At 67.1% G+C, this 23,700-nt stretch carries 26 protein-coding genes; 9 read left to right on the top strand and 17 right to left on the bottom strand.

Translation table 11 applies throughout. The features are described 5' to 3' along the window. Entirely contained in the window at positions 1 to 846 is an 846-nt protein-coding gene (locus G3T14_RS10555) for a metallophosphoesterase (protein ID WP_163642446.1), read from the top strand. Positions 847 to 949: 103 nt separating this feature from the next. Next, positions 950 to 1,171, top strand: a complete 222-nt coding sequence (locus G3T14_RS10550) for a hypothetical protein (RefSeq protein WP_163642444.1) — start codon at positions 950 to 952, stop codon at positions 1,169 to 1,171. A 57-nt stretch (positions 1,172 to 1,228) separates the two neighbouring features. Here G3T14_RS10550 and G3T14_RS10545 read toward each other — a convergent pair whose 3' ends face one another. Continuing rightward, complete coding sequence (locus G3T14_RS10545; protein WP_163642442.1) at positions 1,229 to 1,606, bottom strand: 4a-hydroxytetrahydrobiopterin dehydratase; 378 nt, start codon at positions 1,604 to 1,606, stop codon at positions 1,229 to 1,231. Positions 1,607 to 1,824: 218 nt separating this feature from the next. On the opposite strand from G3T14_RS10545, the gene G3T14_RS10540 reads away from it, so the two are divergent. The 6 genes from G3T14_RS10540 to xoxJ all read left to right on the top strand — a co-directional run bounded on the left by G3T14_RS10540 (position 1,825) and on the right by xoxJ (position 8,432). Next, positions 1,825 to 2,811 (top strand): ABC transporter substrate-binding protein, encoded by a 987-nt coding sequence (locus G3T14_RS10540; protein ID WP_163642440.1) that lies wholly within the window; start codon positions 1,825 to 1,827, stop codon positions 2,809 to 2,811. Positions 2,812 to 2,855: 44 nt separating this feature from the next. Beyond that, complete coding sequence (locus G3T14_RS10535) at positions 2,856 to 3,593, top strand: ABC transporter permease subunit (RefSeq protein ID WP_163642439.1); 738 nt, start codon at positions 2,856 to 2,858, stop codon at positions 3,591 to 3,593. Further along, entirely contained in the window at positions 3,574 to 4,350 is a 777-nt protein-coding gene (locus G3T14_RS10530) for an ATP-binding cassette domain-containing protein (RefSeq protein WP_163642437.1), read from the top strand. The genes G3T14_RS10535 and G3T14_RS10530 overlap by 20 nt, the downstream gene beginning before the upstream one ends. A 682-nt stretch (positions 4,351 to 5,032) precedes the next feature. Continuing rightward, positions 5,033 to 6,835 carry a lanthanide-dependent methanol dehydrogenase XoxF1 gene (xoxF1, locus tag G3T14_RS10525; protein WP_163642435.1) on the top strand — a complete coding sequence of 601 codons (1,803 nt, stop codon included), beginning with the start codon at positions 5,033 to 5,035 and terminating at the stop codon, positions 6,833 to 6,835. A gap of 113 nt (positions 6,836 to 6,948) precedes the next feature. Continuing rightward, positions 6,949 to 7,578 (top strand): c-type cytochrome, methanol metabolism-related, encoded by a 630-nt coding sequence (locus G3T14_RS10520; protein WP_281409803.1) that lies wholly within the window; start codon positions 6,949 to 6,951, stop codon positions 7,576 to 7,578. Further along, complete coding sequence (gene xoxJ / locus G3T14_RS10515) at positions 7,578 to 8,432, top strand: rare earth element methanol dehydrogenase accessory protein XoxJ (protein ID WP_163642433.1); 855 nt, start codon at positions 7,578 to 7,580, stop codon at positions 8,430 to 8,432. The genes G3T14_RS10520 and xoxJ overlap by 1 nt, the downstream gene beginning before the upstream one ends. 54 nt (positions 8,433 to 8,486) lie before the next feature. On the opposite strand, the gene folK is transcribed toward xoxJ, so the two are convergent. From folK to G3T14_RS10435, 16 genes are all read right to left on the bottom strand, one after another. Further along, positions 8,487 to 8,960 carry a 2-amino-4-hydroxy-6-hydroxymethyldihydropteridine diphosphokinase gene (gene folK / locus G3T14_RS10510; protein WP_163642431.1) on the bottom strand — a complete coding sequence of 158 codons (474 nt, stop codon included), beginning with the start codon at positions 8,958 to 8,960 and terminating at the stop codon, positions 8,487 to 8,489. Then, on the bottom strand, positions 8,957 to 9,346 hold the full coding sequence (folB, locus tag G3T14_RS10505) for a dihydroneopterin aldolase (protein ID WP_163642428.1): 390 nt from the start codon (positions 9,344 to 9,346) through the stop codon (positions 8,957 to 8,959). Before folB ends, folK begins: the two co-directional genes overlap by 4 nt. Beyond that, positions 9,343 to 10,116 (bottom strand): dihydropteroate synthase, encoded by a 774-nt coding sequence (gene folP, locus G3T14_RS10500; protein WP_246733188.1) that lies wholly within the window; start codon positions 10,114 to 10,116, stop codon positions 9,343 to 9,345. Before folP ends, folB begins: the two co-directional genes overlap by 4 nt. Positions 10,117 to 10,318: 202 nt before the next feature. Further along, complete coding sequence (locus G3T14_RS10495) at positions 10,319 to 10,690, bottom strand: hypothetical protein (protein WP_163642424.1); 372 nt, start codon at positions 10,688 to 10,690, stop codon at positions 10,319 to 10,321. Then, positions 10,671 to 11,384: a hypothetical protein gene (locus G3T14_RS10490; RefSeq protein WP_163642422.1), complete on the bottom strand. Its 714-nt coding sequence runs from the start codon at positions 11,382 to 11,384 to the stop codon at positions 10,671 to 10,673. The genes G3T14_RS10495 and G3T14_RS10490 overlap by 20 nt, the downstream gene beginning before the upstream one ends. Further along, positions 11,381 to 12,538, bottom strand: coding sequence for a pyrroloquinoline quinone biosynthesis protein PqqE (gene pqqE / locus G3T14_RS10485; protein WP_163642420.1), 1,158 nt, complete (start codon positions 12,536 to 12,538; stop codon positions 11,381 to 11,383). The genes G3T14_RS10490 and pqqE overlap by 4 nt, the downstream gene beginning before the upstream one ends. Then, positions 12,535 to 13,617: a pyrroloquinoline-quinone synthase PqqC gene (gene pqqC, locus G3T14_RS10480; RefSeq protein ID WP_163642419.1), complete on the bottom strand. Its 1,083-nt coding sequence runs from the start codon at positions 13,615 to 13,617 to the stop codon at positions 12,535 to 12,537. Before pqqC ends, pqqE begins: the two co-directional genes overlap by 4 nt. A gap of 148 nt (positions 13,618 to 13,765) precedes the next feature. Beyond that, entirely contained in the window at positions 13,766 to 14,665 is a 900-nt protein-coding gene (gene pqqB, locus G3T14_RS10475) for a pyrroloquinoline quinone biosynthesis protein PqqB (RefSeq protein ID WP_163642417.1), read from the bottom strand. A 45-nt stretch (positions 14,666 to 14,710) separates the two neighbouring features. Beyond that, positions 14,711 to 14,800: a pyrroloquinoline quinone precursor peptide PqqA gene (pqqA, locus tag G3T14_RS10470; RefSeq protein WP_007564431.1), complete on the bottom strand. Its 90-nt coding sequence runs from the start codon at positions 14,798 to 14,800 to the stop codon at positions 14,711 to 14,713. A gap of 199 nt (positions 14,801 to 14,999) precedes the next feature. Then, positions 15,000 to 15,704: a response regulator transcription factor gene (locus G3T14_RS10465; RefSeq protein WP_163642415.1), complete on the bottom strand. Its 705-nt coding sequence runs from the start codon at positions 15,702 to 15,704 to the stop codon at positions 15,000 to 15,002. Beyond that, complete coding sequence (locus G3T14_RS10460) at positions 15,701 to 17,314, bottom strand: sensor histidine kinase (RefSeq protein ID WP_163642413.1); 1,614 nt, start codon at positions 17,312 to 17,314, stop codon at positions 15,701 to 15,703. Before G3T14_RS10460 ends, G3T14_RS10465 begins: the two co-directional genes overlap by 4 nt. Before the next feature lie 130 nt (positions 17,315 to 17,444). Then, positions 17,445 to 17,651, bottom strand: a complete 207-nt coding sequence (locus G3T14_RS10455; protein ID WP_163642411.1) for a hypothetical protein — start codon at positions 17,649 to 17,651, stop codon at positions 17,445 to 17,447. Between the two features lie 118 nt (positions 17,652 to 17,769). Next, complete coding sequence (locus G3T14_RS10450) at positions 17,770 to 18,567, bottom strand: formylmethanofuran dehydrogenase subunit C (protein WP_163642409.1); 798 nt, start codon at positions 18,565 to 18,567, stop codon at positions 17,770 to 17,772. Next, positions 18,564 to 19,520 carry a formylmethanofuran--tetrahydromethanopterin N-formyltransferase gene (gene fhcD / locus G3T14_RS10445; protein WP_163642407.1) on the bottom strand — a complete coding sequence of 319 codons (957 nt, stop codon included), beginning with the start codon at positions 19,518 to 19,520 and terminating at the stop codon, positions 18,564 to 18,566. The genes G3T14_RS10450 and fhcD overlap by 4 nt, the downstream gene beginning before the upstream one ends. 33 nt (positions 19,521 to 19,553) lie before the next feature. Beyond that, positions 19,554 to 21,197: a formylmethanofuran dehydrogenase subunit A gene (locus G3T14_RS10440; protein ID WP_163642405.1), complete on the bottom strand. Its 1,644-nt coding sequence runs from the start codon at positions 21,195 to 21,197 to the stop codon at positions 19,554 to 19,556. Next, a complete protein-coding gene (locus G3T14_RS10435; protein WP_163642403.1) occupies positions 21,191 to 22,270 on the bottom strand; it encodes a formyltransferase in 1,080 nt (359 codons plus the stop codon). The genes G3T14_RS10440 and G3T14_RS10435 overlap by 7 nt, the downstream gene beginning before the upstream one ends. A 362-nt stretch (positions 22,271 to 22,632) precedes the next feature. Here G3T14_RS10435 and G3T14_RS10430 point away from each other — a divergent pair, with 362 nt between their 5' ends. After that, positions 22,633 to 23,616 carry a beta-ribofuranosylaminobenzene 5'-phosphate synthase family protein gene (locus G3T14_RS10430; RefSeq protein WP_163642401.1) on the top strand — a complete coding sequence of 328 codons (984 nt, stop codon included), beginning with the start codon at positions 22,633 to 22,635 and terminating at the stop codon, positions 23,614 to 23,616. Positions 23,617 to 23,700: the final 84 nt, after the last annotated feature.

Raw genomic sequence — 23,700 nt, 5'->3', positions numbered from 1 at the left:
ATGCGCCTGTTTCCCCTCTCCGATCTCCATCTCGAGCGCCGCCGGCTCGACCTGATCCCGCGCCCGCAGGCGTCCTTCGACGTTCTGGCCTGTGCCGGCGACCTGTGGGAGGGGCACCCCGAGCGCGGGCTCGCCGCATTGGTGGAGATCGCGCAGGGGACGCCGATCGTCCTGGTGCCGGGCAATCACGAGCATTACGCCCCCACCGGCGACGAGCGCACGGCCCCCGAACTCATCGCGGCCCTCGACGCTGCTGTCGCCGGCGCCAACGCGGCAGGGGCGCGTATCCACCTGCTGCAGCACGGGCGATCGATCGTGATCGACGGCGTGCGCTTCGTCGGAACCACCTTGTGGAGCGACTGGTCCCTCGCCGGCCGCTGGCTCGAGGAGTCCACGCCCGACCGGCCGGACGATCCGGTGGCCTATGCCGCAGCCCGGATGACCGACCCGATCACCGGCTCGCGCGAATTCCGCGGTTCGATCCGCAACGGCGACGGCTCGGTCTGGTCGCCCGCCGACGCCATGGCGGCGCATACACGCGAGCGGGCGGACCTCATAGAAGCACTTCGGGTCCCCCATGCGGGAGCCACCGTGTGCATCACCCACCATCCGGCGGGGACGCATGCGGCGGATGCCTTCCGCGGGGCTCCGGGGGTGCCGTGGTGGCTGCCGGCCTTCTATGCCACCACGTTGCTCGACGATCTGCCCGTTGCCGTGCGCCCGGAGGTGTGGATCTCGGGCCATTTCCACGCCGGCCACGACATCACGGTGGGGCGCACGCGCTGGGTGGCGAATCCGGTGGAGGGCAAGAACTTTTCGGCCGATTGCCTCGTAACGGTCGGCTGAGCCAAGCGACGTTCTCGACGGCGACGTTCGACGCACCGGCCCTTGGCGCAGCGGCCGGCCGCGCCATGATCATCTCTCTCCATCGCCGACACGGACGCTTCTCATGAACGCCTTCATCGCCGTCGTCCTCGTCTGTACCAACGGCATCCCCATTGAGGCCTGCACCGACGACAAGGCGAGCGAGGTGCGCAAGGTCCGCGTCGCCAACGAACTCGGCTGCACCAACGGCTGGCAGGAGATCATCGCCCGCACCGATCTGCGCGACGAGATCGGCAAGACCAGCTACCTCAAGACCGAGTGCCGCCGGGTGAAGAATGCGGAGTGACGTCGTCGTGATCCGGTGCGCCCGTCGTGGCAGCACCGGATCGTCGAGAGTGTCAGGTCACTTGTCGTATTTGATATAGGCGAAGCGCGCGTCCGTCGGCGTGCCTTCCAGGGCACCGCCCTCCGCGCCCGGTTGCCAGCCCACCACCTCCTCGATCTTGCGCGCCAGGGCGAAGTCCTTCTCGGTGACGCCCTTGGCCGCGTGGTTGGTGAGGCGGACCTCGACCCAGGCGTAGGACGCCGTCAGATCGGGATGGTGCCAGGCGGCCTCGGCGAGGTGGCCCACCGTATTGATGACCATCAGCGTGCTCTTCCAGCCGGCGGTCTTGTAGGTGCGTTTGATCCAGCCTTCCTCGAGGCGCCATTCGGACAGCTCGCTCTTCAACCGCTCTTCGATGGTCGCGTCGTCGAGGACGCCTTCGCGCGGTTCGGCCATGCCTGTCGCTCCTGATGGGTTGGGTCTCTGCCGGAATCCTGGCCCGAGCGCGACGGAGGCGCAAGCGCGTCTGGACCGCACCCCTTTCGCCTCCCGCACCGGAATGCCGCACCCGGTGGACGGCCGAGAAGGGACATCCTAAGAAGAGGCCCAAGAGGCCGTAGCTCCGGAAAACCGGGGTCGAGAGGCCGATCGAGCCGACCAGGGAGGGTGCGTCCATGCTGTCACGGCGCGGATTGCTCGCGACGGCAGCGTTCCTGCCCACGATCCTGACCCGCCCCGCCCAGGCCGCGCCACCCGCGGTTCGGGTCGGAAGCCTGCCGTTCGGAACGGTGTCGTGGGAAGCGGCCGTGATCAAGGCGCGCGGGCTCGACGTCGCCAATGGCTTCACCCTCGACGTGGTCAAGCTCGCCGGTAACGATGCGGCGCGCATCGCCTTCCTCGGCGGCCAGGTCGACACCATCGTCGGCGACCTGCTCTGGGCCGCCCGCCTCGGCAACGAGGGCCGGGCGATGCGGTTCTTCCCCTATTCCACGACGGAAGGCTCGCTGATGGTGCCGGCGGGCAGTGCCATCGCGTCCCTCAAGGATCTCAAGGGCAAGAAGCTCGGCATCGCCGGCGGTCCCCTCGACAAGAACTGGCTCCTTCTCAAGGCGCAGGCGCGCGATTCCGCCGGCATCGACCTCGAGAACGAGGCCACCATCGCCTTCGGAGCGCCCCCGCTCCTCGCGCTTAAGCTCGAACAGGGCGAGCTCGACGCCGGCCTCCTGTACTGGACCTATTGTGCCCGCCTGGAGACCAGGGGCTTCAGGCGCCTGATCAGCTCGGACGACATCATGCGCGCCTTCGGCGCCTCCGGCTCGATGGCGCTGATCGGCTATCTGTTCGAGGGCGCCACCCTCTCGGACAAGCCCGACGCCGTGGCTGGCTTCACCCGCGCCTCGAAGACCGCCAAGGACATGCTGGCCAACGACGCCGCGACCTGGGACGTGGTGCGCCCGCTGATGGCGGCGGAGGACGAGCCGACCTTCGTGGCGCTCAAGCGCGATTTCCTCGCCGGCATCCCGCGCCGCTCCCTCGCCAACGAGCGGAGCGACGGCGAACGCCTCTACACCGTGCTGGCGCGGCTGGGCGGCGAACGCCTGGTCGGGGTCGGCACCACCCTGCCGCCGGGGCTCTATTTCGACGGGACGGGAAATGGCTGAGGCGCACGCGCGGCTGCTCCACCCTTGGGGGCAACTCTAGCTCCATGGGCTTTGCCACCCGTCTCGTCTCCGTCCTCGTCCTCCTGGGCGGCTGGCAGGTGGCGGCCTCGCTGGCCGCATCGCGGCTGTTGCCGGCGCCGCTGACGATCGTCGATTTCATCATCCGCGAATCGGCCACCGGCGACCTGTGGTGGAACGTCGGGATCACGCTCGCGCGGGTCGGCATCTCGTTCGTCATCGCCATGGCGCTCGGAGTCCTGCTCGGCATCGCCCTCGGACGCTGGCGCGGCCTGAACCTCGTCCTCGACACGCCGCTCCTGATCCTGCTCAACACCCCGGCCCTCGTCATCACGGTGCTGGCCTACATCTGGGTCGGCCTCAACGAAGGCGCTGCGGTGCTCGCGGTCGTCCTCAACAAGCTGCCCAACGTCGCGGTGATCCTGCGCGAAGGCGCGCGCGGCCTCGATCCGCAACTGGAGGAGATGGCCCGGACCTACCGGTTCGACCGCCGCACCTGGATCGCCCACGTGCTCGTGCCCCAGCTCCAGCCCTTCGTGGTGGCCGCCGCCCGCTCGGGTCTATCCCTCGCCTGGAAGATCGTGCTGGTGATCGAACTGCTCGGACGCCCCAACGGGGTCGGTTTCGCGATCAACTACTACTTCGTCCAGAGCCTGAACGTGGCGGCCATCGTCGGGTACAGCGTCGTCTTCATGAGCGTGATGATCGCCATCGACATCATGATCCTCCAACGTCTGGAAGCCCATGTCCGCCGGTGGCGCTGAGAAATCCGTCAGTGGCGCTGAGATGAAGACTCAGGTGGTCCTGAGCGTCGACATTGCCTCCAAGGTCTACGGCGCTGGCGGTCCGGAGCCGGTGGAGGCGGTGCGCAACCTCGCCTTCTCCATCGAACCGGGGGAGATCGCCTGTCTCATCGGTCCCTCCGGCGCGGGCAAGACCACGACCCTGCGCATCCTCCTCGGGCTCGACCATGCCTATACCGGCAGCGTGACGCCCGACCCGGCAGAGGCCGGGATCGCCATGGTGTTCCAGGAGCCGCGGCTGCTGCCGTGGCGCAGTGTCGAGCACAACGTTCGCCTTGCGTTGCCGCGGGCGGAGCGGGGGCGCGATCTCGACGCGCTGTTCGCGTCGCTCGGATTGACTCCCTGGCGCACGCGCTACCCCGGTGCGCTCTCACTCGGGATGGCACGGCGCGTGGCCCTCGCACGCGCGCTCGCCCTGGAGCCCCGCATCCTCATCCTCGACGAGCCGTTCGTCTCCCTCGACGACACGGCCGCCGCGGCCCTGCGGGCCCTCGTAGTGGAGAGCGTGACGCGGGCCGGCATGAGCGTGCTGATGGTCACGCACAATGTCGGCGAGGCCATCGAGATCGCCGACCGGCTCCTCCTGGTCTCGGCACGACCGGCGAGTCTGATCGCGGCGGTGCCGCTCGATCGGCCCCGCCGGGAGCGGGATCGGAGCTGGGTCGAGTCGCAGCGCGCCGCCCTGGCGAGTCGCTATCCCGGCGTCATCGCCGGCTAAAGGCGGGACTAAAGTGCTCGGACGCGTGCGGAGTGCCGTCTCCGGACGATCGTCGCCCTGCGTAGGAAATACCGAAAGCCTGTGCGGCGAGAAGGCGCATCCGGTGCCACGCCCCGGTGAACGTACCGACGAGCGATGGGTTGGAGCGCACACGGCACGCCCGACCCCATTGCATTATCGTTCATGGCGAGAATCGTGTGCTGACCGCCGAACGAGGCTCAACCAGCCGACACGGCAGATCTCCGCAGCAAGAAGCATGGCCTGATCGATTCGGGCACACCATCATGCACCCACCGCATAATCGATCCGTTCACTTCGAAAAGTATTTTCTCCGCGACCCATCGATATTGCGGCGCACAAAGGGATATTGCGGGGCACGATAGCTGGCTCATGGCAAGCTCTTGATAACGAGGACTTGAATGAAGCCTCGGTCGGACGTGCCAAAGCGAGTTGACGCCGCCCGAATTTTTCTTAGAGTTCATTCAAGCTTCGGTTTCGAGGGGCGCCGCAAAGGGATAGCGGTCCTTGGCCAAGACGATTGAATCCGGGTCACACTGGCCCCTCGTTCCGTCGTTCGCCCGCTATCGAAGCTAAACATCCCTGTCGCAAACATCAGGTCGCATCGTTCGTCGCAACTCTTTTTGAGTGTGATGCCGGCTGTAAAGACCTGTCGGAGGAATGCATGAGAGCGGTCCATCTTCTCGCACTCGGCGCCGGTCTGGTGGCTTCGGCCCCCGCCCTCGCCAACGAAGACCTGATGAAGCACCTCGCCAACCCGGGCGACCAAGCGCTTCAGACGGTCGACTACGCCAACACCCGTTATTCGAAGCTCGACCAGATCAACGCCAGCAACGTCAAGCAGTTGCAGGTCGCCTGGACGTTCTCGACCGGCGTGCTGCGCGGCCACGAGGGTTCGCCCCTCGTCATCGGCAACATGATGTACGTGCACACCCCCTTCCCGAACATCGTCTACGCCCTCGACCTCGATAAGGACGGCGTGATCGTTTGGAAGTACGAGCCCAAGCAGGATCCGAGCGTCATCCCGGTGATGTGCTGTGACACGGTCAACCGTGGTCTCGCCTACTCCGACGGCGCCATCATCCTGCACCAGGCCGACACCACTGTCGTCTCGCTCGACGCCAAGTCCGGCAAGGTGAACTGGTCCGTCGTCAACGGCGACCCCAAGAAGGGTGAGACCAACACCGCTACCGTTCTTCCGGTGAAGGACAAGATCATCGTCGGCATCTCCGGCGGCGAGTTCGGCGTGCAGTGCCACGTCACCGCCTACGACGCCAAGACGGGCAAGAAGGTGTGGCGCGGCTATTCCGTCGGCACCGACGAGCAGATGATCATGGACGGCGAGAAGACCACGTCGCTCGGCAAGCCGGTCGGCAAGGACTCGTCCCTGAAGACCTGGGAAGGCGACCAGTGGAAGACCGGTGGCGGTTGCACCTGGGGCTGGTTCTCCTACGATCCCAAGCTCGACCTGATGTATTACGGTTCGGGCAACCCCTCGACCTGGAACCCCAAGCAGCGTCCGGGCGACAACAAGTGGTCGATGACCATTTGGGCACGTAACCCCGACACCGGCGCGGCCAAGTGGGTCTACCAGATGACCCCCCACGACGAGTGGGATTACGATGGCATCAACGAGATGATCCTCACGGATCAGAAGGTTGACGGCAAGGAGCGTCCGCTCCTCACGCACTTCGATCGTAACGGCTTCGGCTACACCCTCGATCGCGCCACCGGCGAGCTCCTGGTTGCCGAGAAGTTCGATCCGGTGGTGAACTGGGCCTCCAAGGTCGACATGGACAAGGGCTCCAAGACCTACGGTCGCCCGCTCGTCCAGGCCAAGTACTCCACCGAGCAGAACGGTGAAGATACCAACTCCAAGGGTATCTGCCCCGCCGCTCTCGGCACCAAGGACCAGCAGCCTGCTGCGTTCTCGCCCAAGACCAACCTGTTCTACGTGCCCACCAACCACGTCTGCATGGACTACGAGCCGTTCCGGGTGTCCTACACCCCCGGCCAGCCCTACGTCGGTGCGACTCTCGCGATGTACCCTGCCCCGAACAGCCATGGCGGCATGGGTAACTTCATCGCTTGGGATGGCGTCGCCGGTAAGATCAAGTGGTCGAACGCCGAGCAGTTCTCGGTTTGGTCGGGCGCTCTCGCCACCGCCGGTGACGTGGTCTTCTACGGTACCCTCGAGGGCTACCTGAAGGCTGTCGACGCCAAGACGGGTAAGGAACTCTACAAGTTCAAGACCCCGTCGGGCATCATCGGCAACGTGATGACCTACACCCATAAGGGCAAGCAGTTCGTCGGCATCCTGTCGGGTGTTGGTGGATGGGCCGGCATCGGCCTCGCAGCCGGCCTGACCGACCCGAACGCCGGTCTCGGCGCGGTGGGTGGTTACGCCGCCCTCTCGAACTACACCAACCTGGGTGGTCAGCTGACCGTCTTCTCGCTGCCGAACTAATCGGTCGCACGAAGCCTTAGGTGTTTGGGTGCCGGCGCGGGTTTCCGCGCCGGCATCTTTATGATTAGGTCGCTGTTAAGAACACTTCGAACGTCGGTCGTATGGATCGATGAATGCTCCTGGGAGAAACGTCGTTGCAGTACGAAAGCAAAGCCGCCATCCGTCCGCTCGTGGCCGCCCTCGTCATGGCCCTTGCCTCCACCGTTGCCGTTCGGTCGGAAGACGCCAAGCCTGCTGCCAATCCCGCGGTGGCGAACCAGCTCGATCCCAACAATACTGATAAAGACGCCACGCTGATCGACAAGTTCACGGCAGTGAAAGTCGATGACGGCAAGTATTCCGATGCAGAAGGTCACCCGACCTATCACATCACCAACGATGGCAAGAAGTTCGATTGGTACGCCTATTCCGGCTACCGCCGCTATCATGCCGAGTGCCACGTCTGCCACGGCCCGGACGGCATGGGTTCCACCTACGCCCCGGCCCTGAAGGACTCGCTCAAGCACCTCTCCTACGAGGAGTTCATCGGCATCCTCGCCGGCGGGAAGCAGGACGTCAGCTCGAGCGAGCAGAAGGTCATGCCCGCCTTCGGCGAGAACAAGAACGTCATGTGCTACGCCGACGATCTGTACGTGTACCTGAAGGCCCGCGCGTCCGGCGCGATGCCCCGCGTGCGCCCGAACGACAAGGAAGAGAAGCCGGAAGCCGCCAAGAAGGCGGAGAAGGAGTGCCTGGGCGGCTAATGATGCGCTCAGGGCATTTCGCGGCCCCGCTCGCCGCGCTCCTGCTGATGTCGGCAGGGGCGCGACCGGCCTTGGCACAATCGCTTCCCGACCTCGTCACCACCGACGTTCTGCGCGTCTGCGGAGACCCCGGCAACATGCCGTTCTCCGAGCGCAAGGAGGACGGGTTCGAGAACAAGATCGCCGCCATCGTCGCCGACGAGCTGAAGGTCAAGGTCCGCTATTATTGGCTGACGCAGGGACCGGGGTTCGTCCGCAACACCCTCGGCACCGGATTGTGCGACGTGATCATCGGCTCGGCCGCCGGTGGCGAACTCGTTCAGCATACCAACCCGTATTACCGGTCCGCCTACACCCTGATCACGCGCAAGGGCGAGTTCGACGGCGTCAAGCGCCTCGACGATCCCCGGCTCAAGGGCAAGGTCATCGGGGTGATCGGCGGGACGCCACCGGTGAACCGAATGGGCGATCTTGGGCTCGTGAGCACGATGAAGGCCTACGCTCCGTATCAGCTCGATCCGGCGCGGAAGCATCAGACCATCGCGGCCGAGGCCATCGCCGACCTCGCGGAGAAGAAGACCGACGCGGCGATCCTTTGGGGACCGGCCGCCGGCTGGCTGGCCAAGCAGAGCGGCGTCGCGATGCAGGTCGTCCCGCTGCTGGAAGAGCCCGACCGGCCACCGCTCACCTTCCGCATCGCCATGGGGGTGCGGATGGAAGAAAACGACTGGAAGCGCAGCCTCAACGCGATCCTGCGCAAGCGCCGCGCCGATATCGAGGCGGTCTTGCGGGAGTACGACGTCCCGCTCCTGGAAGAAGAAGGCAATACGCTGCTCCCAGCAGCCAAGCCTTAAGTCCCTAACTTCAGAAACAGCCGGGGCGAAAGCTCCGGCTGTTTCTTTGGGCGATTAGACCCGCTCGATTCCGCTGGCATCGAGTTTGGCCAGAGCCTCCACCACCGTCTCGGGGCCGATCCTCAGGTCGGGGGCGATTTCGGCGAGTGGCACCAGCACGAAGGCCCGCTCACGAACGAACCGGTGCGGCAGCACGAGGCGCTCGTCAGCGATCTCGGCGCCCGCATAGGACAGCACGTCGATGTCGATGACCCGCGGCCCCCAGCGGCGCTCGCGGACACGGCCCATGGCGGTCTCGATGGCGAGGCCCGCCTCCAACAGGGCGTGGGGCGTCAGGTCTGTCTCGACGCCGATGGCAGCGTTCAGAAACCAGTCCTGGTCGGTGTCTCCCCAGGGAGGTGTCCGGTAGTCGGACGAGCGGGCGGTGAGGCGGATGCCCGGCGTCGCGGCAAGCCGCGCGATCGCCTCGGCGATGGTCGCGGCCTTGTCGCCGATGTTGCTGCCGAGGCCAAGATAGGCCGCCTTCATCGCGCGGGATTCCGGCTGCGGGTGATTTCGATGGCGACGCCGTCGATCACCGCCGGCACCGGGGCGCTCGGCTTGTCCACCCGCACGCTCAAGACCTCGACGGCCGCGTGCCGCGCCAGGATCTCGGTGGCGATCGCCTCGGCCAGGGCCTCGATCAGAGCGAATCGCTGCTGCGTGGCGATGCGGGTCACGATCTCGGTGAGATCGGCATAGCTGACCGTGTGGGCAACCTCGTCGGACCGGCCGGCCCGGGCCAGGTCGAGCCGGCAATCGAGCGAAATGTAGAAGCGCTGGCCGATGCGCGCCTCTTCCTCCAGCAGGCCGTGATAGGCAAAGACCGCGATGCGCTGGACGAGAATGCGGTCGCCGGGAAGGGACTGACTCATACGGGCTTTCGCATCACGGCATCGACGACGCGCAGGGCGTCCACATGGGGACCGACATCGTGGACACGGACGATGGCCGCGCCAAGGGTCGCGGCCAGCACGTGGCTCGCCACCGAGCTGAACAGACGGTCAGCCGGCTTCGTCTCAGTGCTGTGGAGGCGGCCGAGCAGGGACTTTCGCGAGACGCCGACGAGGACGGGAAAGCCCAGGGCGACGATCTCGGGCAGCCGCCTCAGAGCTTCGAGATGCTGAGCCCAGCTCTTACCGAACCCGATGCCCGGATCGAGCGCGATGTCGGCATCCCGGATGCCGGCCTTGCGAGCGATGGCAAGGGACTTCTCAAAGAAGCGCAGCATGTCGGCGACGATGTCGATCTCGGGCTCGATGGTCTCGCGGTTATGCATCACCATCACGGGTGCGCCGTGCGCGGCCGCCACATGGGCGATCTCGGGCTCGCGCTGCAGGCCCCAGACGTCGTTGACGAGACGCGCCCCGGCTTCCAGCGCCACCCGCGCGGTGGCGGCCTTGTAAGTGTCGATGGAGATCGGCACCGGCAGGCGCGCGGCGAGATCGCGGATCACCGGCAGGATGCGGGCCTGCTCCTCTTCGGCCGAGATGGGGGTATGACCAGGCCGGGTCGATTCCCCGCCGATGTCGACGAGGGCCGCACCCTCGGCCACCAGCGCATCCGCCTGGAGCCGCGCGGCCTCTAGCCCGTCGAACCGGCCGCCATCGGAGAACGAATCCGGCGTGACATTGAGAATGCCCATGACGAGCACGCGCTGGCCGAGATCGGGCAGCAGGGTCTGAAGGTGCGAAGGAGGAGGGGGCACGGAGCCTCTTCGGGTCGGGACGCGGGACGCTCCCCGAAGAGAACGCAGCACCGCGCCGCAGGCGCTCATCCGGGAGTGGTCGCGCCTGCTTTGGCCCGATTACGCAGCGGGAGCAACGGCCATGCCGCCGCGCGTTTCGTCAAGCTCCGCCGCGATAGCAGCGGATTTCGGCCTCGGCCTGAGCCCGTCGCAGATCCGCGACCTTGTCGTCGAACACCTTGGTCGACTTGAACTCGTTCGCCCGCGCTCCGACGCCCTGGCGCATGGAGAGCACCGTGCTCGCCTGGACATACTTGTCGTAAGGCAGGATCGCCGCGAGCGCGTCGAGCGAGCACGAACAACGCGAGAGCGATTCACGCGATTGTCCGTTGGCCGCCATGCAGCCGAAGATGTAATCGGCCCGCGTCTCGGTGGGATAGTCGTTCTCGAGCTCAGCGGCGGCCAGCGGCGTCGCGAGGAGCATCAGCGCGGCGGCGCCGAGCGCGAGGCGCTCAACCAGCGTTGGGATCATAGGTCAGGTTCTCCTGGAGGAGTTCGCCGCCCTCGGCATTCTTCGACTGCGCCTCGATGGAGACGAGTTCGCCGGGCACGGCGTCCGAGGTCACGAAGATGTATTTGAGATTCTCGAGGCCGCGCATGCGCTCCTTCATCTTGTCGTCGACGAAGGGCTGGGTCTCGATGCGCCAGCCGGAGACCTTGGCGCCCTTGTAATCGACCTGCGTCGCCGTCACCGTCGCATTCTCGCGCAGGGACTTGCGGATCGCATTCTTGATGTAGCGCGGGTTGGCCGAGAGCACGCGGGCGAGATCGATGAGATGATGCTCGAGGAAGAGCGTCATCACCGGATTGCCCGGCATGTCCTCGAATGGGCCGGCGGGGAAGCGGTTGCCACCGGAGAACATCTGGACGTTGATGTTGCGGCTGTCAGGCGTGGCACCCGGCTCGATTCCGAGCTTGATCGTGTCGTCCATCGGCGGGCCGAACGGCCCCTTCGAGATACCGCTGCGACGCACGTAATCGTAGGTCAGCCGCGTGCCGGGCGCGACGTTCTTCATCTGCGGCTGTTCGAACAGCAGGTCCGAGGCGTTGGGCGCAGTGGCGGTATTCGCCTTGGTGACGGCCGGCGCATCGGCCGGCGGCGTGGTCTGCGCCTGGGCAGGCGCAGTCGCCAGCACCAGCAAGGCGGCAATCGTAACGGGCTTCACAGCGGCGCTTCCTCATTCAACGGCGATCGGACGTTGGGTTGCACGTTCATGCCGATCGTCCGGTAGGTATAGTCGGGTGGCGTCTCGGCCGCTTCCTCGACGGCAAGTTCGCGCACCTTCGCATGAAGCGGCGACAGCGAGCAGGCCGGATCGGTGGCTGCGGCATCGCCGGCAAGCGCGAGGGCTTGGCAGCGGCAGCCGCCCCAATCCTTCTCACGTCGGTCGCAGGAGCGACAGGGCTCCTGCATCCAATCGGTGCCGCGATAGGCGGTGAAGGCCGGTGAGTTCGCCCAGATGTCACCGAGCGAATGATCGGTGACATACCAGAACTCGAGCTGCTTGATCGTCTCGGCCGCGTGACAGGGCAGCACCTTGCCGGCCGGCGTCACGTTGATCAGCTTGCGGCCCCAGCCGCCCGCACACGCCTTGGGGTATTTGGCGTAGTAATCCGGCACTACGAGGTCGATGACCAGCTGGCCCTTCAGGCGCTCTCGCGCCGCCTCGACGATCCGGATCGAGCGATCGACCTCGGCCTTGTTGGGCATCAGGGCGGCGCGGTTCACGTAGGCCCAGCCGTAATATTGGGTGTGGGCGACCTCAAGCCGCTTGGCGCCGAGCTTCACCGCCAGATCGATGAAGCCTTCGACCTCGTGGATGTTGCCGCGGTGAATCACCGAATTGAGGGTGAGCGGCAGGCCGAGCTGCGTCACCCGCTCGGCGAAGGCGAGTTTTTGCGGCTGCGCGTTCTTGAGGCCGCCGATCTTCTCGGCATTGGCGGCATCCACGCCCTGCACCGAGAGCTGCACGTGGTCGAGGCCGACATCGTAGAGGGCATCGAGCTTGGCGAGCGCGCCGCCGACACCGGAGGTGATGAGATTGGAATACAGGCCAAGCTTGGCGCAGGTCTGGGTGATCTCGACGATGTCGTTGCGCGCCGTCGGCTCGCCCCCCGACAGGTGCACGTGGAGCACACCGAGCCCCGCCGCTTCCGTGAGCACCCGCTGCCATGTCGCCGTATCGAGTTCGCCAGAACGTCGATCGAGTTCGAGCGGGTTCGAACAATAAGGGCAGCGCAGGGGGCAGCGGTGGGTGAGCTCGGCGAGGAGCCCGACCGGAGCCGGCAGCGCAGGGGCGTTCGGCGTGATGGCGTTCATCTCTCCAGAACCCGTTTGGTGGCCAGATCGTTCAGCATCACCAGAATGTCGGCCTCGATCACTGCACGATCGGCGGCGAACTTTTCGGCCAGCGCTGCCGCAATGTCGCGCACGGTGCGGACGCCGTCGACGAGGTCCAGCACCAGGACGGCATTGTCATCGAGATCGAAGGTGCGCTCGGGCGCGAGCAGCACATACTGGCCGCGCACCGCGTCGTGGCGCAGACGGACGCCGCGGGGCAGGCGCGGCACGTCGTCGGGACCGATCGTCCCGGTGCCGGCCGCCTGAGTCACGGGCGTCTCGGGCACGAGACCGGTGCCGGGAGTCCAGGCATCGGGCGGGGTCATCGCCGGCGCGACGTAGGAGAAGTACAGCGCGTCGAGCTGCGTCCACAACACGGTGCACTTGAAGGTGAGCGCGGCCATGGCCTGGCGCTGAAGCGCCGGCGTGGTGGCGTGCTTCTGGACGTATTCGAGGGCGAAATCGGCGTCGCGGGGCGCCTGGGTCAGGCGCTTGTCGAAATACGACAGCGTATCCTTGGTGATGAAGTCGTAATTCTTCAGCATCCCGGCGACCCGCTCGGAAATGATCGTCGGCGAGAACATCTCGGTGAGCGAAGAGGCGATGGCCTCGAGCAGCGAGCGCTCCTTCACGAAATGCACGTAGGCATCGACGGAAAACCGGGTCGCGGTCAGGATGCCTTGCGTGGACTCGACGTAGTCCCGCGAGAACCCGACGCCCTCGGCGAGCTTGAGCCATCGCTCGATGCCGCCATCGCCGGGGGCATCGCCGTCATGGTCGACGATCCGTTGGCGCCAGATGCGGCGCAGGCTCGCATCCTCCATGCGAGCGAGCACGGCGGCGTCCTTGATCGGGATCATCGCCTGATAATAGTAGCGGTTGAGCGCCCAGGCCCGGACCTGATCCTTGTTGAGCTTGCCGTCGTGCAGCAGACGATGGAACGGGTGCAGGTTGTGGTAGCGGCGCGCGCCGATGTCGCGCAAAGCCGCCGCGAGTTCATCGGCGCTCAGCAGGCGCTGGGTCTCATCTGCGATGGGGGTTGGGAAAGGCGCGGTCATGGGGCGTCCGTCTCGAAGCGTTTCCTGGGTATTGTCTTGTAGGCATCGCGGCAGCGCCTGTGAGGCAGGCGTTGCTGTCGGCGCGATCTGATTGCTCGCAATATAATCTCGAAGGCATTAAAATGCCAGCCGAAGCGGTCAGCTCATCTTAGAGCGACAGGCTCAACCCGTCATGGGCCACGGTCCAGCCCTCGCCCTCGACCAGGGCACGTTCGGCCGAGCCTTCCACCAGCACCGGGTTGGTGTTGTTGATGTGGACGAAAATGCGCTGGCCGAGCACGACATCGGACAATGCGGCGATAGAGCCGCCCTCGCCGGTCATCGGCACATGGCCCATGCGCCAGCCGGTCTTGGTGCCGACGCCGGCGCGAATCATGTCGTCGTCGAGCAAAACGGTGCCGTCGAACAGGAGTGCATCGACGCCGTCGATTCGGCGTTTCAGACCCTCGGTGACGCGGGCGCAGCCGGGGATGTAGGCAAGACGACGTCCGCCGGCTTCGATCATCGCGCCGACCGTGGTCTCGGTCTCGGCGCCGATTTCCATGGTCTCGTCCTCCAGCCACAGCGGCACCTTGCCGGGCACGGAGAACAGAGTGACGGTGAGACCGGGCACGGGCTCGAAGGCGGCGTCGAGGCCGATCGGCTCGCGCGCCACGACCCCCTGCGCCATCACGTCGAAGACCCTATTGGCATTGACCGAATCAAGAATGCCGGCGGTGCCGTAGAGGGTGAAGGGTTGCCCCTCGCGCAAGGTGAGCAGGCCGGCGACATGGTCGACGTCGCCATTGGTGAGCAGCACCGCATGGATCGGAGAGTGGCGCAGCCCCTCACGCGGATGGAGCGCGGAATTGTCGAACAATTGCTGGCGGATATCAGGGGAGGCATTCACCAGGAGCCAGCGTTCTCCATCGGGAGACACGGCGATGCTAGACTGGGTTCGCGGCCTTACGCGATTGCTGTCTTGACGGGCGAGGAAGCAGATGGGGCAGCGGCAATTCCACTGGGGAAGGCCGCCGCCCGCGGCCGAGCCGAGGATCACGAGATGCATGGTTGAACCGACGCTGCCCGGACCCTCAAGCGCGACGAAAACACGTTAGTTGAAGGTATCGATCTCAGCGGACTCGTAGCTGGTGACTTCCATGCCAACGCAGATCTCGGAAACGACGGGGGCTGCCCACTTCATGGTGTTTCTCCTGGAGATTTTTCTGAACGTAACAGGGTCCGAATATCTCCTTAAGGAGATCGTAAGACCCTGACGGCGCAGTCATTTTCTGTCGCGGGAGCTATATCGACAATTCCGGACCTCACTTCAAGCGCTAAATTGCCGGATCGTCCCGCGACTCTCTGAGAAACCTCTCAAGCTTAACACCCTGCCGGGTGGCTCAATGGCGAAAATCCTGGCCGCGCAGATCGAGCATGAAGCCTCGGCCGCGTACGGTGACGATCACCGGACCTCCGAAGCGCACGAAGTCGGAGAGCTTGGTACGGAGGTAACCCACGTAGACATCGACGACATTCAGCGAGAGGCCACCCTGGCCGGCCCAGAGCTTGTCGAAGATGTCGCCGCGCGGCACCGGCTGGTTGGCCTTGTCCATCAGCAAGGCGAGCAGTTCCGCCTCGCGCGGGGTGAGGCGCGCGGTCGCATCGGCGAAGGCGACCTGGCGGATGTTGAGATCGAGGACGAGGCGGCCGGCGGTGACGATGGTGCGCGGCTCATCCGATTCCTTGCGCCGGAGAAGATGCGTCTGAAGGCGGGCGAGCAATTCGTCGAAGACGAACGGCTTGACGATGTAATCGTCGGCACCGAGCGCCAGGCCCTCCGCCCGATCGCGGACCTCGTCGCGGGCCGACAGGAACAGGATGGGGCCGGGATAGCCGCCCTCGCGCAGGGACCGGCAGACGTCGTGTCCCGAGCCGTCGGGGAGGGTGATATCAAGAACGACCGCCTGCGGGGCTTCGTCTCGGGCGGCGGCGAGCGCATCGTCGACGCAGCCGGCGACGCCCACCGAAAAGCCCTCGGCTTCGAGCCCGCGCGCGAGCATGGCGCGGATATCGCTGTCGTCCTCGACGATGAGTACGCGCGTCATGCCGTCGTCTCCCTGTCCATTCGCTCGTCGTCCGGGCCGAGGCTCAGATCGAGCACCGGCATCTCGAGCGCCACGCGGGCACCCCGTCCGTTCTCGCCGGTTCCGAGGCGGATCGTGCCATCATGGCGTTCGACGACCCAACGCGCCAGGGCCAAGCCGATGCCAAAACCGGTTTCGGGCGACGGACTCGCCCGGCGGAATCGTTCGAACAGGCCGTCCCCGGTCTCGGGAAAGCCCGGCCCGTCGTCGCTGACGGTGATGGTGGCGACCGGGCCGTCTCCGGCATGGAGCGCGACGCCGATGCGGGTCGCCCCGGATGCGTGGCGCAGCGCATTGTCGATGAGGCTCTCCACCACCTGACGCAGCCATTCGCGATCGGCGAGCAGGGTGGCATCGTGCGGCCCCGTCTCCAGGGTCAGCCCGACCCGGCGACGGGCGGCCTCCGAGGCCATGCCGTCCACCGCATCGGCGAGGATGATGGCCGCACTCGCCGCCCGTCGGTCGAGTTCGATCTGGCCGGATTCCGAGCGCGCAACGCGCAACAGATCCTCCACCCGGCGCTGCAGGCGCAGCGCCCGCTTGCGGATGGTGGAGAAGACCGGCGCGTAATCGACGCCCGGCCGCCCGGCCGAACGCGCGGCGATATCGCATTCGCCGAGAATGACCGTGAGCGGCGTACGCAGCTCGTGGCTGACGTCGGCAAAGAAGCGCCGGCGCGAGCGGTCCACCGCCTCCAGGCGTTCGTTGGCGGCACGCAGATCCGTGGTGCGGGCCGCCACGGTGTCCTCGAGTGCGGCCCTGTCGGCGGCCAGGTTGCCTTCGCGGCGGGCGAGACGCGCGGCCATGCGGTTGAAGTTGGCGACCAGGAGGCCGAGTTCGTCGCGGGTGGCCACCGAGAGGCGGGTCTCGAGTTCGCCGCGTCCGACCGCGCCGGCGGCGCGCCGCATCGCCTCGATGCGCGCCAGGGTCGGACGCGTCACCGCGCGGTAGAGGACGAAGACGATGGTGAGCGCCACGGCCACCGCGGCCAGGGAGGCGATCCGAAGGGTCTGCGACAGGGTGCGGGCGGCGTCTGACCCGGCGATCATCGAGCGGCGCTCGACCTCGATCAGGAACGAGAGTGGCTGCCCGGTCATGGCACCGAAGCCGTTGAGCGCGCCGCGGATCGTATTTCTGCGCTGCTCGTCCTCGGATTGGCGCAGGACCTGGGCGACCTGACGGTCGAGGACGGCGCGGGCCGAACGGAGCTGGGCCAGCGGGCGGGTGCGGGCGGCATATTGCGTCCGGTCGAGGGGATCGTCGCTGACGGCGATGCTGCGGCCGAGGGATTCATCCACCGCCACCAGCGCGCGGTCGACATTGGTACGGGCGACGGAGAGGCCTTCCGGCTGGGCATCCGGGTTGCTGACGGCCTCCAGAGCCGCGAGACCGTATTGGGTCATGCGGCCGGACAGCTCGACCAGCAATTCGAGACGCCCCTGGGCGGCGAGCGTCCGGTCGATGGTGCGCTCGGCCGCGCCGATCGAGCCGAGTACGCCCAGGGCCGCCAGGATGACGAGGAGCGCAGTGCTGCCCAGGAGCAGCGCGAACCTGACCTTCAGCGAGCGCATTCTCGTGCCAATTCTTGCCACTTCCTCCCACACGACTCGAATGACCATGCGATCAACCGTGGCGGGCAAGCTGTCTAGGCTCAGGCGCTCAGTGCTCGCAAGAGCAGGCTGCCGGAAAGTACGGGGTCGACTACAGATCCTTGGGCAGGTTTTCGCGCACGGCGCAGCGCCAGCGGTTCACATGCCAGTCGGGATGCTCGGCCTGCCACTTGGCGATGGCGCTCTGCGAATTGCGCAGGCAAACCGTCGGAGAGCGGGATTCGAACGACAGGTCGATCCTGTCCTCGCGGCATTGCGCCGGATGCGCCACGAGGCAGATCGAAAGCAGGATGAGCATCGGCCGGGCCTCGTTTCACTCCGAGGACAACCCGCCATCTGCACTTTTGTGCCGATGCTCCCGGGCAAGACCGGAAAAGGCGGCGGGGACATCACGCAATCCGGTGCGATCGGCGACCTCAGGTCGCCGCGACCCAGAGTTCGCCCTTGCCCAGCGTCGCCAGGTCACCCGAATAGCGCGTGAGCGCGCTGGCCGCGAGATCGGCATGGGCCGGGCTCAGCGGTCGCAGGGAGCGGGCCAGCAGCCGCAGGAACACGAGGTCGTGGGTGCCGGTCTCGACGAAGCTCGGGGTGATGGCCCCGGCGGCACCGGCCAGGATGGTGCCGCGGCGCATGCCGAAGCCAGGGTGGTCGCCCAGCGCCGTGGCGGCGATGGTGCCGGCGATCATCCGCGAACCCGCATAGGCTCCGGCCCGGCCGACCAGGATGAGGCCGCGCCGCATGCGGTCGCCGAGATGGTCGCCGGCTGTGCCGCGGATCACCAGGGTGGCACCGTCGAGGCCGGCCTTCGCGGCATAGACCGCGCCGCCGGCATGATCCCCGGCATCGCCCTCGATGGTGATGGTACCGCCGGTGGCGCCGGCGCCCGCGAACGGTCCGGCAGAACCGGTGACCGTCACGCTGCCGCTTTTCATGCCCTCACCGAGGCGCTGGCCGACATCGCCGACGACCCGGATCGTGCCGCCGCTCAAGGCCGCGCCGACCCGGTCGAGACGTGAGGAACCGCCTTCGATGATCAGGGTATCGGAGCCGTCGAGGGACAGCGAAAAGCAATCCCCGAGCGTCAAGCCGCGCCGGCTGGTGCCGACCGGCAGCTTGGCGGCCTCGCTCTCGGACAGACCGCTCAGGGCGAGCGGGTTGACGTGCAGGAAGTCGAGCCGCTCGGACGGCTCCTGGCGCAGGGTGAGGGTGGTCATGCCGCTCCAGCCTCGCTTGCCGGCCCCGATGTGAGCAGGTCTTTCAGATGATAATGATGGCGGCCGAGATTGCCGCCGTAATTGCCGGCGGTGACGGCGACCAGCCCATGGGCCGCTCCCGCCGCCGTCGAGGCATGAAGCGCCGCACGCATCGAATCGGCGACCCCTTGCGAGGTCAGCGCGTCGATGACGATCTCCAGCACCACACCGACCTCGGACGAGAGTTCGGTGCCGGCCCGGCCCTTCAGCGTCGGGCAATAGGCGTCATTGGTGGACGCCATCATGCCCTTGGTGCGTGCCCCCACCTTCGAGCCGGAGCGGACGATACCGCCGGGGAAGGGCAGGATCGCCCCCGATACGGTCCGGGCCGCATCCACGGCGATCTCGGCGACCTTGAGGGTCTCGGCGTGATTGCGGCCGAGGAACAGCAGATTGCCGCCGCCCACGGCGCCGTCGACGGCGCGGACGAAATCCTCGCACAGGAACTCGCCGTCCATGACCGGGATGCGCCAGTAGCGCCTCGACTTGCCGGTGATCGGATCGGGCAGGCGCTTGGCGACCGCGAAACCGTCACCGAAATAGCGGATCGCGCCACCAAGCTTGATCTTCGTCGGCCCGTCGACGCCGGCGTAGCAGGCGGTGCCGGGGCAGGTGAGGATGCACTGGCCGACGCGCTTGAGGAGCTGGTCCTTCAGCCCGTTCGGCTCGAAGCCGAACAGCAGCACGCGCACGCCGGGACGCCCATCGGGAGTCTCGTCGGGAGACAGTTCGCAATCGATGCCGGCTTCGGCACCGCATCCGATCACGGACGTGGCGAAGCCCGTCATCGTGGTCGCGGCGATCATTGCCCATTTGGGTGTGTCGTTGGTGATGATGATCGCCGTGCCGGCGACGTCGAACGCCTCGGCGAAGGTGTCGATCACCGGAATGCCGTTGAGGATGAGTTCCGCCATCTCAGTCACCGGTCCCCACGCGACGTGTTCCGTTCAAGCCCGGCATGCGACATCCTCGAACACGTCCGCCTTCGGGAAGGCCTCATCCGGCACCGCGAAGCTGCTTACCCCGGCGCCGAAGCGGTCCTGCAGGTAGGTCTCGGAGCGGGCGACCATGGCCTTGTCGGATTCGACGGTGAGTTCGAGGGTGCGGCCGGCGCGCCAGTTCACGATCTCGCCGTCCTCGACGATCACGTCGCCGTCCTTCAGCACCATCTTGGCCCGTGCGAACATCGCCGTGCGGTTCTTGTCGTCGCGATAGATCGCGACGTCGGCCCGCGCGCCCTCGCGCAGGTGCCCGCGATCGGAAAGGCCGAGCAGCTTGGCCGGGCCGGACCGGGTCAGCTGAGCGATTTCCGAGAAGCTGTATTCGCGCTCGATGGCGCAGAGCCCCGAGCGCTCGCCGATGACCTTGTGAAGGCCCGCGATCTCGCGATCGCGCTCTTCCTTGTCCATCAGCAGATGGATGATGTGCGGGTAATCCGTGAACGGACCGCCATTGGGATGGTCGGTGGTCAGGATCGTCCGCTCGGGTTCCTTGGACAGCAGCATCAGCTCGAGGCCGATCGCCCATTGCAGTGAGCTCACCGCCCCGCGCGGCTTGTAGACGAACGGTACGATGCCGCCGCCTTCCGCGTCGCCTGCGGTCAGGATCCACTTCTTCGGATTGGCGCCCTTGCGGCCAGCGAACTGGCGCAGGATGTCGAGCGAGATCGTCACGGTCTGACCGAAAGCGACCTGGCCGACATCGTAGGTGGCGTTGGGGTGCTTCTCCATCGCCTCCGTGATGCGCTCGGCCGCGGAGCGGAAGCCGCCGGTGGCCGGGTTCTCCGCGTCGGCGACCGCATAGGCATAGAACTGGGCGTGGGCGAAGTGGATGCGCCGGCCTTCGGCCGCCTCCATCGTGGCGACGAAGGAATCGTCAGCGCCCGGAATACCGAGGTTGTTGGCGTGGACGTGAAGCGGATGCGGCACGCCGATCTCCTCGACCGCGTCGAGGAGCGCCGTCATGATCTTGCGCGTCGACAGGCCGTAGACGGGAATCTCGTCGTCGAGGCTGAGCTTCAGCATCCCGTCCTTGAAGGCCGAGGCGCCGCCCGCATTGATGCACTTGACGCCCAACCCGCGCGAGGTGGCGACGGACAACGCCACGAGATCGCGCACGGCGGCCTTGCCCTCGCGCTCGCGCAGGAGCTGCAGTAGGTGGTCGTCGTTGCCCATCACCGTGAGCGCGCCGCGGTCGAGCAGCGGAATATCGGCAAGTTCGAGATGGGTCGCCAGCGCATTGGCCGGCGGCATCGCCGGCTCGACCGCGATGGTGTAGCCCATCCGCGCGTAGTTCGCGCCGATCCAGGCGGCCGAGCCGCCGGCATGCGCGAAGGGATGCCCGTCGGGAGCGGCCTCGCTGGCGTAGAGGTCGGGCAGCAGCAGGCGGCTCATCACCACGTTGCCGCCGGCAATATGCGAATGCACCTCGACGCCGCCCGCCATCACCACGCAGCCGCTGGCGTCGATGGTCCGGTCGGGCACGCGCTCCGAGGCGGCCACGACCCGGCCGTTCTCGATCCAGACGTCGCCGACGCCATCGCGCCCGGCCGTCGGATCGACCACCCGGCCACCACTGATCCGGATCAGCATGAGGCGCCTTTCATCTGCACGAGACGGTCCTGGATGGCGGCGATCACGCCGGCTGCGTTCAATTCGGCCGGCTGTCCGGCCGGCGGCGTGTAGGTGATCGTGGAGCGACGCTCGTTCCACAGGGCGCCACCGGTGCTCTCACCGGGCACGCCCACCGCGATCACGATGTCGGCGACGTCGCCGGCCGCCTCGGGGCTGCCCTCGCCGACGATGGCGATGCTCGGAAGCGTGGCGAGCCAATCCGGCCGCGGGGCGGGCAGGGAGGCGAGCCACAGGGCGGCATCGACCTCGCCGGCGGCGATCTGACGGGCGCTGTCGAAGCGCCACGGATCGTGCTCGGGCACATGGCGGCCGAAGCCGACGCGCGGGGCCTGACCGGTGGTCCAGGCGGCGAGCTGCAGCAAGGCGCGCCCCTGGAACGGGTCGGAGACGGCGAGCGCAAAGAACCGCGTGACCTCGTTGAGATCCTTGACCATGCCCTGCAGCATCTCGACACCAAGCTCGCCCAGCTCACTCGGATCGTAGAGGACGACGCCGTACTGGGCGGCGGCCAGCCGCTTGGCCAGATCCGCATAGGCGGCCTCGCCGGCCAGATGTCCCTTCAGGAAGGCGCGCAGATGCGCCACGGAGATCGCAAGACCACCGGTCTCGGCAGGATAGGCCACGTGGCGGGTGGCGCCGTTGCGCGGACCGCCGAGGGAAAGAATGCTCCGCTCGGTGCCGGCGGCCCTGCCGCGCGACGGCACCGACTCGGCAATCTCCTGGACGATCGACCGGTCCCAGGGCGCATTGCCGACGATGAGCAGTGTGTCGGCCCGGCCGATGGCCTCGGCCGGGGTGGTGAGCATCGCGCCCGTGCGGCTCAGGGAACCGAGTTCGGCATAGAGGCTTGCTCCCGCCACCGGGTCGACGGAGGCGCCGATCGCGTCGGCGAGGTGATAGGCCGCGCGGATCGCACTCAACTCGGCGCAGAGGCCGGCCACCACCGGCGTGCGCGCCGCAGCGAGGAGCGTTGCGGCAGCGTCCACCGCTGCGCCCGCATCCGTCGCACCACCCTTCACCCAGGCCGCCATGCCTTGCACCTTCGGAAAAACGAGGGCCCGGCGCTCCACCGGTTATCGGGCGGTGCGCACGGCGGGACTGAGCCAGTCCATATCGATCGGGCGGCACGTTTGCATCGGCACAGGCCGCCAAGCAAGTCCCGCGTCCCGGCTGCGCTTCGGGTTTTCGCGCTCCGCGAGGGGCCTACGCGCCGCGAGGCCGAGATTTGGTCTCGGCGCTTGCGAGGCGTCCGTCCTCCGTGGGAGAAGCCGCATCCGACGAGGCGGGTTCGGGCCGAGAGGTTAAATCCGCACGATCGAGGGGCACCGGACTCAGCAATTCTTGAGGGAAAGCTCCCGGGAATCGCTCGGCGTTCGTTACGAGAGGGATCGACGTGGCACAGATCCCGGACGGGGCATTGGGCGAAACGGAAACGGTTGCGGCCGGCGTGCGGGTCGCCGCACCGGGCCGCCTGCATTTCGGCTTCCTCGACCTGCATGGTGGCCTCGGCCGGCGCTTCGGCAGCATCGGCCTCGCCCTCGACACGCCCGCGATCAGCCTCACCGCCCGGCCCTCGCCGAACCTGACGATTACCGGACCGGAGGCCGAACGGGCCCGGAGCTATGCGCTGGCGGCGGCCGGGTATCTCGGAATCGCGGGTCACGCCGCCCTGCGGATCGAAGAGACGATGCCCGCCCATGCGGGCTTCGGCTCGGGCACGCAACTGGCTCTCAGCGTCGCCGCAGCCCTGGCGGGTCTCGACGGACGCGCCTTCGCACCGGAGGCGTTCGCCAACGCCCTCGACCGGGGCAACCGCTCCGGAATCGGTCTGGCCGCCTTCACGCAGGGCGGCCTCATCGTCGATGGCGGCCGCGATGGCCTCGGCACCCCGCCGCCCCTGATCGCGCGGCTTGCCTATCCGGAGGATTGGCGCATCGTCCTGATCCTCGACACCAGCATGACCGGCGTCCACGGCAGCCGCGAGGTCGAGGCGTTTCGCGATCTCCCACGGTTTCCAGAAAGTCAGGCCGCCGAGATCTGCCGCATCGTCCTGATGCAGGTGCTGCCTGCCGCCGCCACCGCCGAGCCGGAGGGGTTCGGCGCCGGAATCACCACGATCCAGCGCCTGATCGGCGACCATTTCGCGCCGCATCAGGGCGGGCGCTACGCCAGCCCCGCCGTGGCGGAGGCGCTGGGGGCGATCGCCGCGCAAGGGGTCGCCGGCTACGGCCAGAGCTCCTGGGGCCCGACCGGCTTCGCATTGATGCCGTCAGAAGACGCAGCGCGCCAGCTTGTCGCCAGCCTGCAACGGCCCGGCCCGTTACAGTTCCTGATCGCGCGCGGACGCAATACCGGCGCTTCGGTGACGCCGCTTTAAGACGTGACGCGCTACGCCGAGCGCTTGACCGGACCGGACGCGACCGGCTTTGACAAATCGCCGCCCCGGCGCACGATCGGGGGG

This window comes from Methylobacterium sp. BTF04, assembly GCF_010692745.1.
GTDB lineage: Bacteria > Pseudomonadota > Alphaproteobacteria > Rhizobiales > Beijerinckiaceae > Methylobacterium.
Note: the sequence above shows the minus strand (reverse complement) of the source record. Positions and strands in the feature narration are given on the sequence as shown.

What these genes read in the sequence shown, in the direction of transcription:
- G3T14_RS10555 (WP_163642446.1), top strand. Translation starts at nt 1, where the DNA reads ATGCGCCTGTTTCCCCTCTCCGATCTCCATCTCGAGCGCCGCCGGCTC.
- G3T14_RS10550 (WP_163642444.1), top strand. Translation starts at nt 950, where the DNA reads ATGAACGCCTTCATCGCCGTCGTCCTCGTCTGTACCAACGGCATCCCC.
- G3T14_RS10545 (WP_163642442.1), bottom strand. Translation starts at nt 1,606, where the DNA reads ATGGCCGAACCGCGCGAAGGCGTCCTCGACGACGCGACCATCGAAGAG.
- G3T14_RS10540 (WP_163642440.1), top strand. Translation starts at nt 1,825, where the DNA reads ATGCTGTCACGGCGCGGATTGCTCGCGACGGCAGCGTTCCTGCCCACG.
- G3T14_RS10535 (WP_163642439.1), top strand. Translation starts at nt 2,856, where the DNA reads ATGGGCTTTGCCACCCGTCTCGTCTCCGTCCTCGTCCTCCTGGGCGGC.
- G3T14_RS10530 (WP_163642437.1), top strand. Translation starts at nt 3,574, where the DNA reads ATGTCCGCCGGTGGCGCTGAGAAATCCGTCAGTGGCGCTGAGATGAAG.
- xoxF1 (WP_163642435.1), top strand. Translation starts at nt 5,033, where the DNA reads ATGAGAGCGGTCCATCTTCTCGCACTCGGCGCCGGTCTGGTGGCTTCG.
- G3T14_RS10520 (WP_281409803.1), top strand. Translation starts at nt 6,949, where the DNA reads ATGCTCCTGGGAGAAACGTCGTTGCAGTACGAAAGCAAAGCCGCCATC.
- xoxJ (WP_163642433.1), top strand. Translation starts at nt 7,578, where the DNA reads ATGATGCGCTCAGGGCATTTCGCGGCCCCGCTCGCCGCGCTCCTGCTG.
- folK (WP_163642431.1), bottom strand. Translation starts at nt 8,960, where the DNA reads ATGAAGGCGGCCTATCTTGGCCTCGGCAGCAACATCGGCGACAAGGCC.
- folB (WP_163642428.1), bottom strand. Translation starts at nt 9,346, where the DNA reads ATGAGTCAGTCCCTTCCCGGCGACCGCATTCTCGTCCAGCGCATCGCG.
- folP (WP_246733188.1), bottom strand. Translation starts at nt 10,116, where the DNA reads ATGGGCATTCTCAATGTCACGCCGGATTCGTTCTCCGATGGCGGCCGG.
- G3T14_RS10495 (WP_163642424.1), bottom strand. Translation starts at nt 10,690, where the DNA reads ATGATCCCAACGCTGGTTGAGCGCCTCGCGCTCGGCGCCGCCGCGCTG.
- pqqE (WP_163642420.1), bottom strand. Translation starts at nt 12,538, where the DNA reads ATGAACGCCATCACGCCGAACGCCCCTGCGCTGCCGGCTCCGGTCGGG.
- pqqC (WP_163642419.1), bottom strand. Translation starts at nt 13,617, where the DNA reads ATGACCGCGCCTTTCCCAACCCCCATCGCAGATGAGACCCAGCGCCTG.
- pqqB (WP_163642417.1), bottom strand. Translation starts at nt 14,665, where the DNA reads ATGCATCTCGTGATCCTCGGCTCGGCCGCGGGCGGCGGCCTTCCCCAG.
- pqqA (WP_007564431.1), bottom strand. Translation starts at nt 14,800, where the DNA reads ATGAAGTGGGCAGCCCCCGTCGTTTCCGAGATCTGCGTTGGCATGGAA.
- G3T14_RS10465 (WP_163642415.1), bottom strand. Translation starts at nt 15,704, where the DNA reads ATGACGCGCGTACTCATCGTCGAGGACGACAGCGATATCCGCGCCATG.
- G3T14_RS10460 (WP_163642413.1), bottom strand. Translation starts at nt 17,314, where the DNA reads ATGCGCTCGCTGAAGGTCAGGTTCGCGCTGCTCCTGGGCAGCACTGCG.
- G3T14_RS10455 (WP_163642411.1), bottom strand. Translation starts at nt 17,651, where the DNA reads ATGCTCATCCTGCTTTCGATCTGCCTCGTGGCGCATCCGGCGCAATGC.
- G3T14_RS10450 (WP_163642409.1), bottom strand. Translation starts at nt 18,567, where the DNA reads ATGACCACCCTCACCCTGCGCCAGGAGCCGTCCGAGCGGCTCGACTTC.
- fhcD (WP_163642407.1), bottom strand. Translation starts at nt 19,520, where the DNA reads ATGGCGGAACTCATCCTCAACGGCATTCCGGTGATCGACACCTTCGCC.
- G3T14_RS10440 (WP_163642405.1), bottom strand. Translation starts at nt 21,197, where the DNA reads ATGCTGATCCGGATCAGTGGTGGCCGGGTGGTCGATCCGACGGCCGGG.
- G3T14_RS10435 (WP_163642403.1), bottom strand. Translation starts at nt 22,270, where the DNA reads ATGGCGGCCTGGGTGAAGGGTGGTGCGACGGATGCGGGCGCAGCGGTG.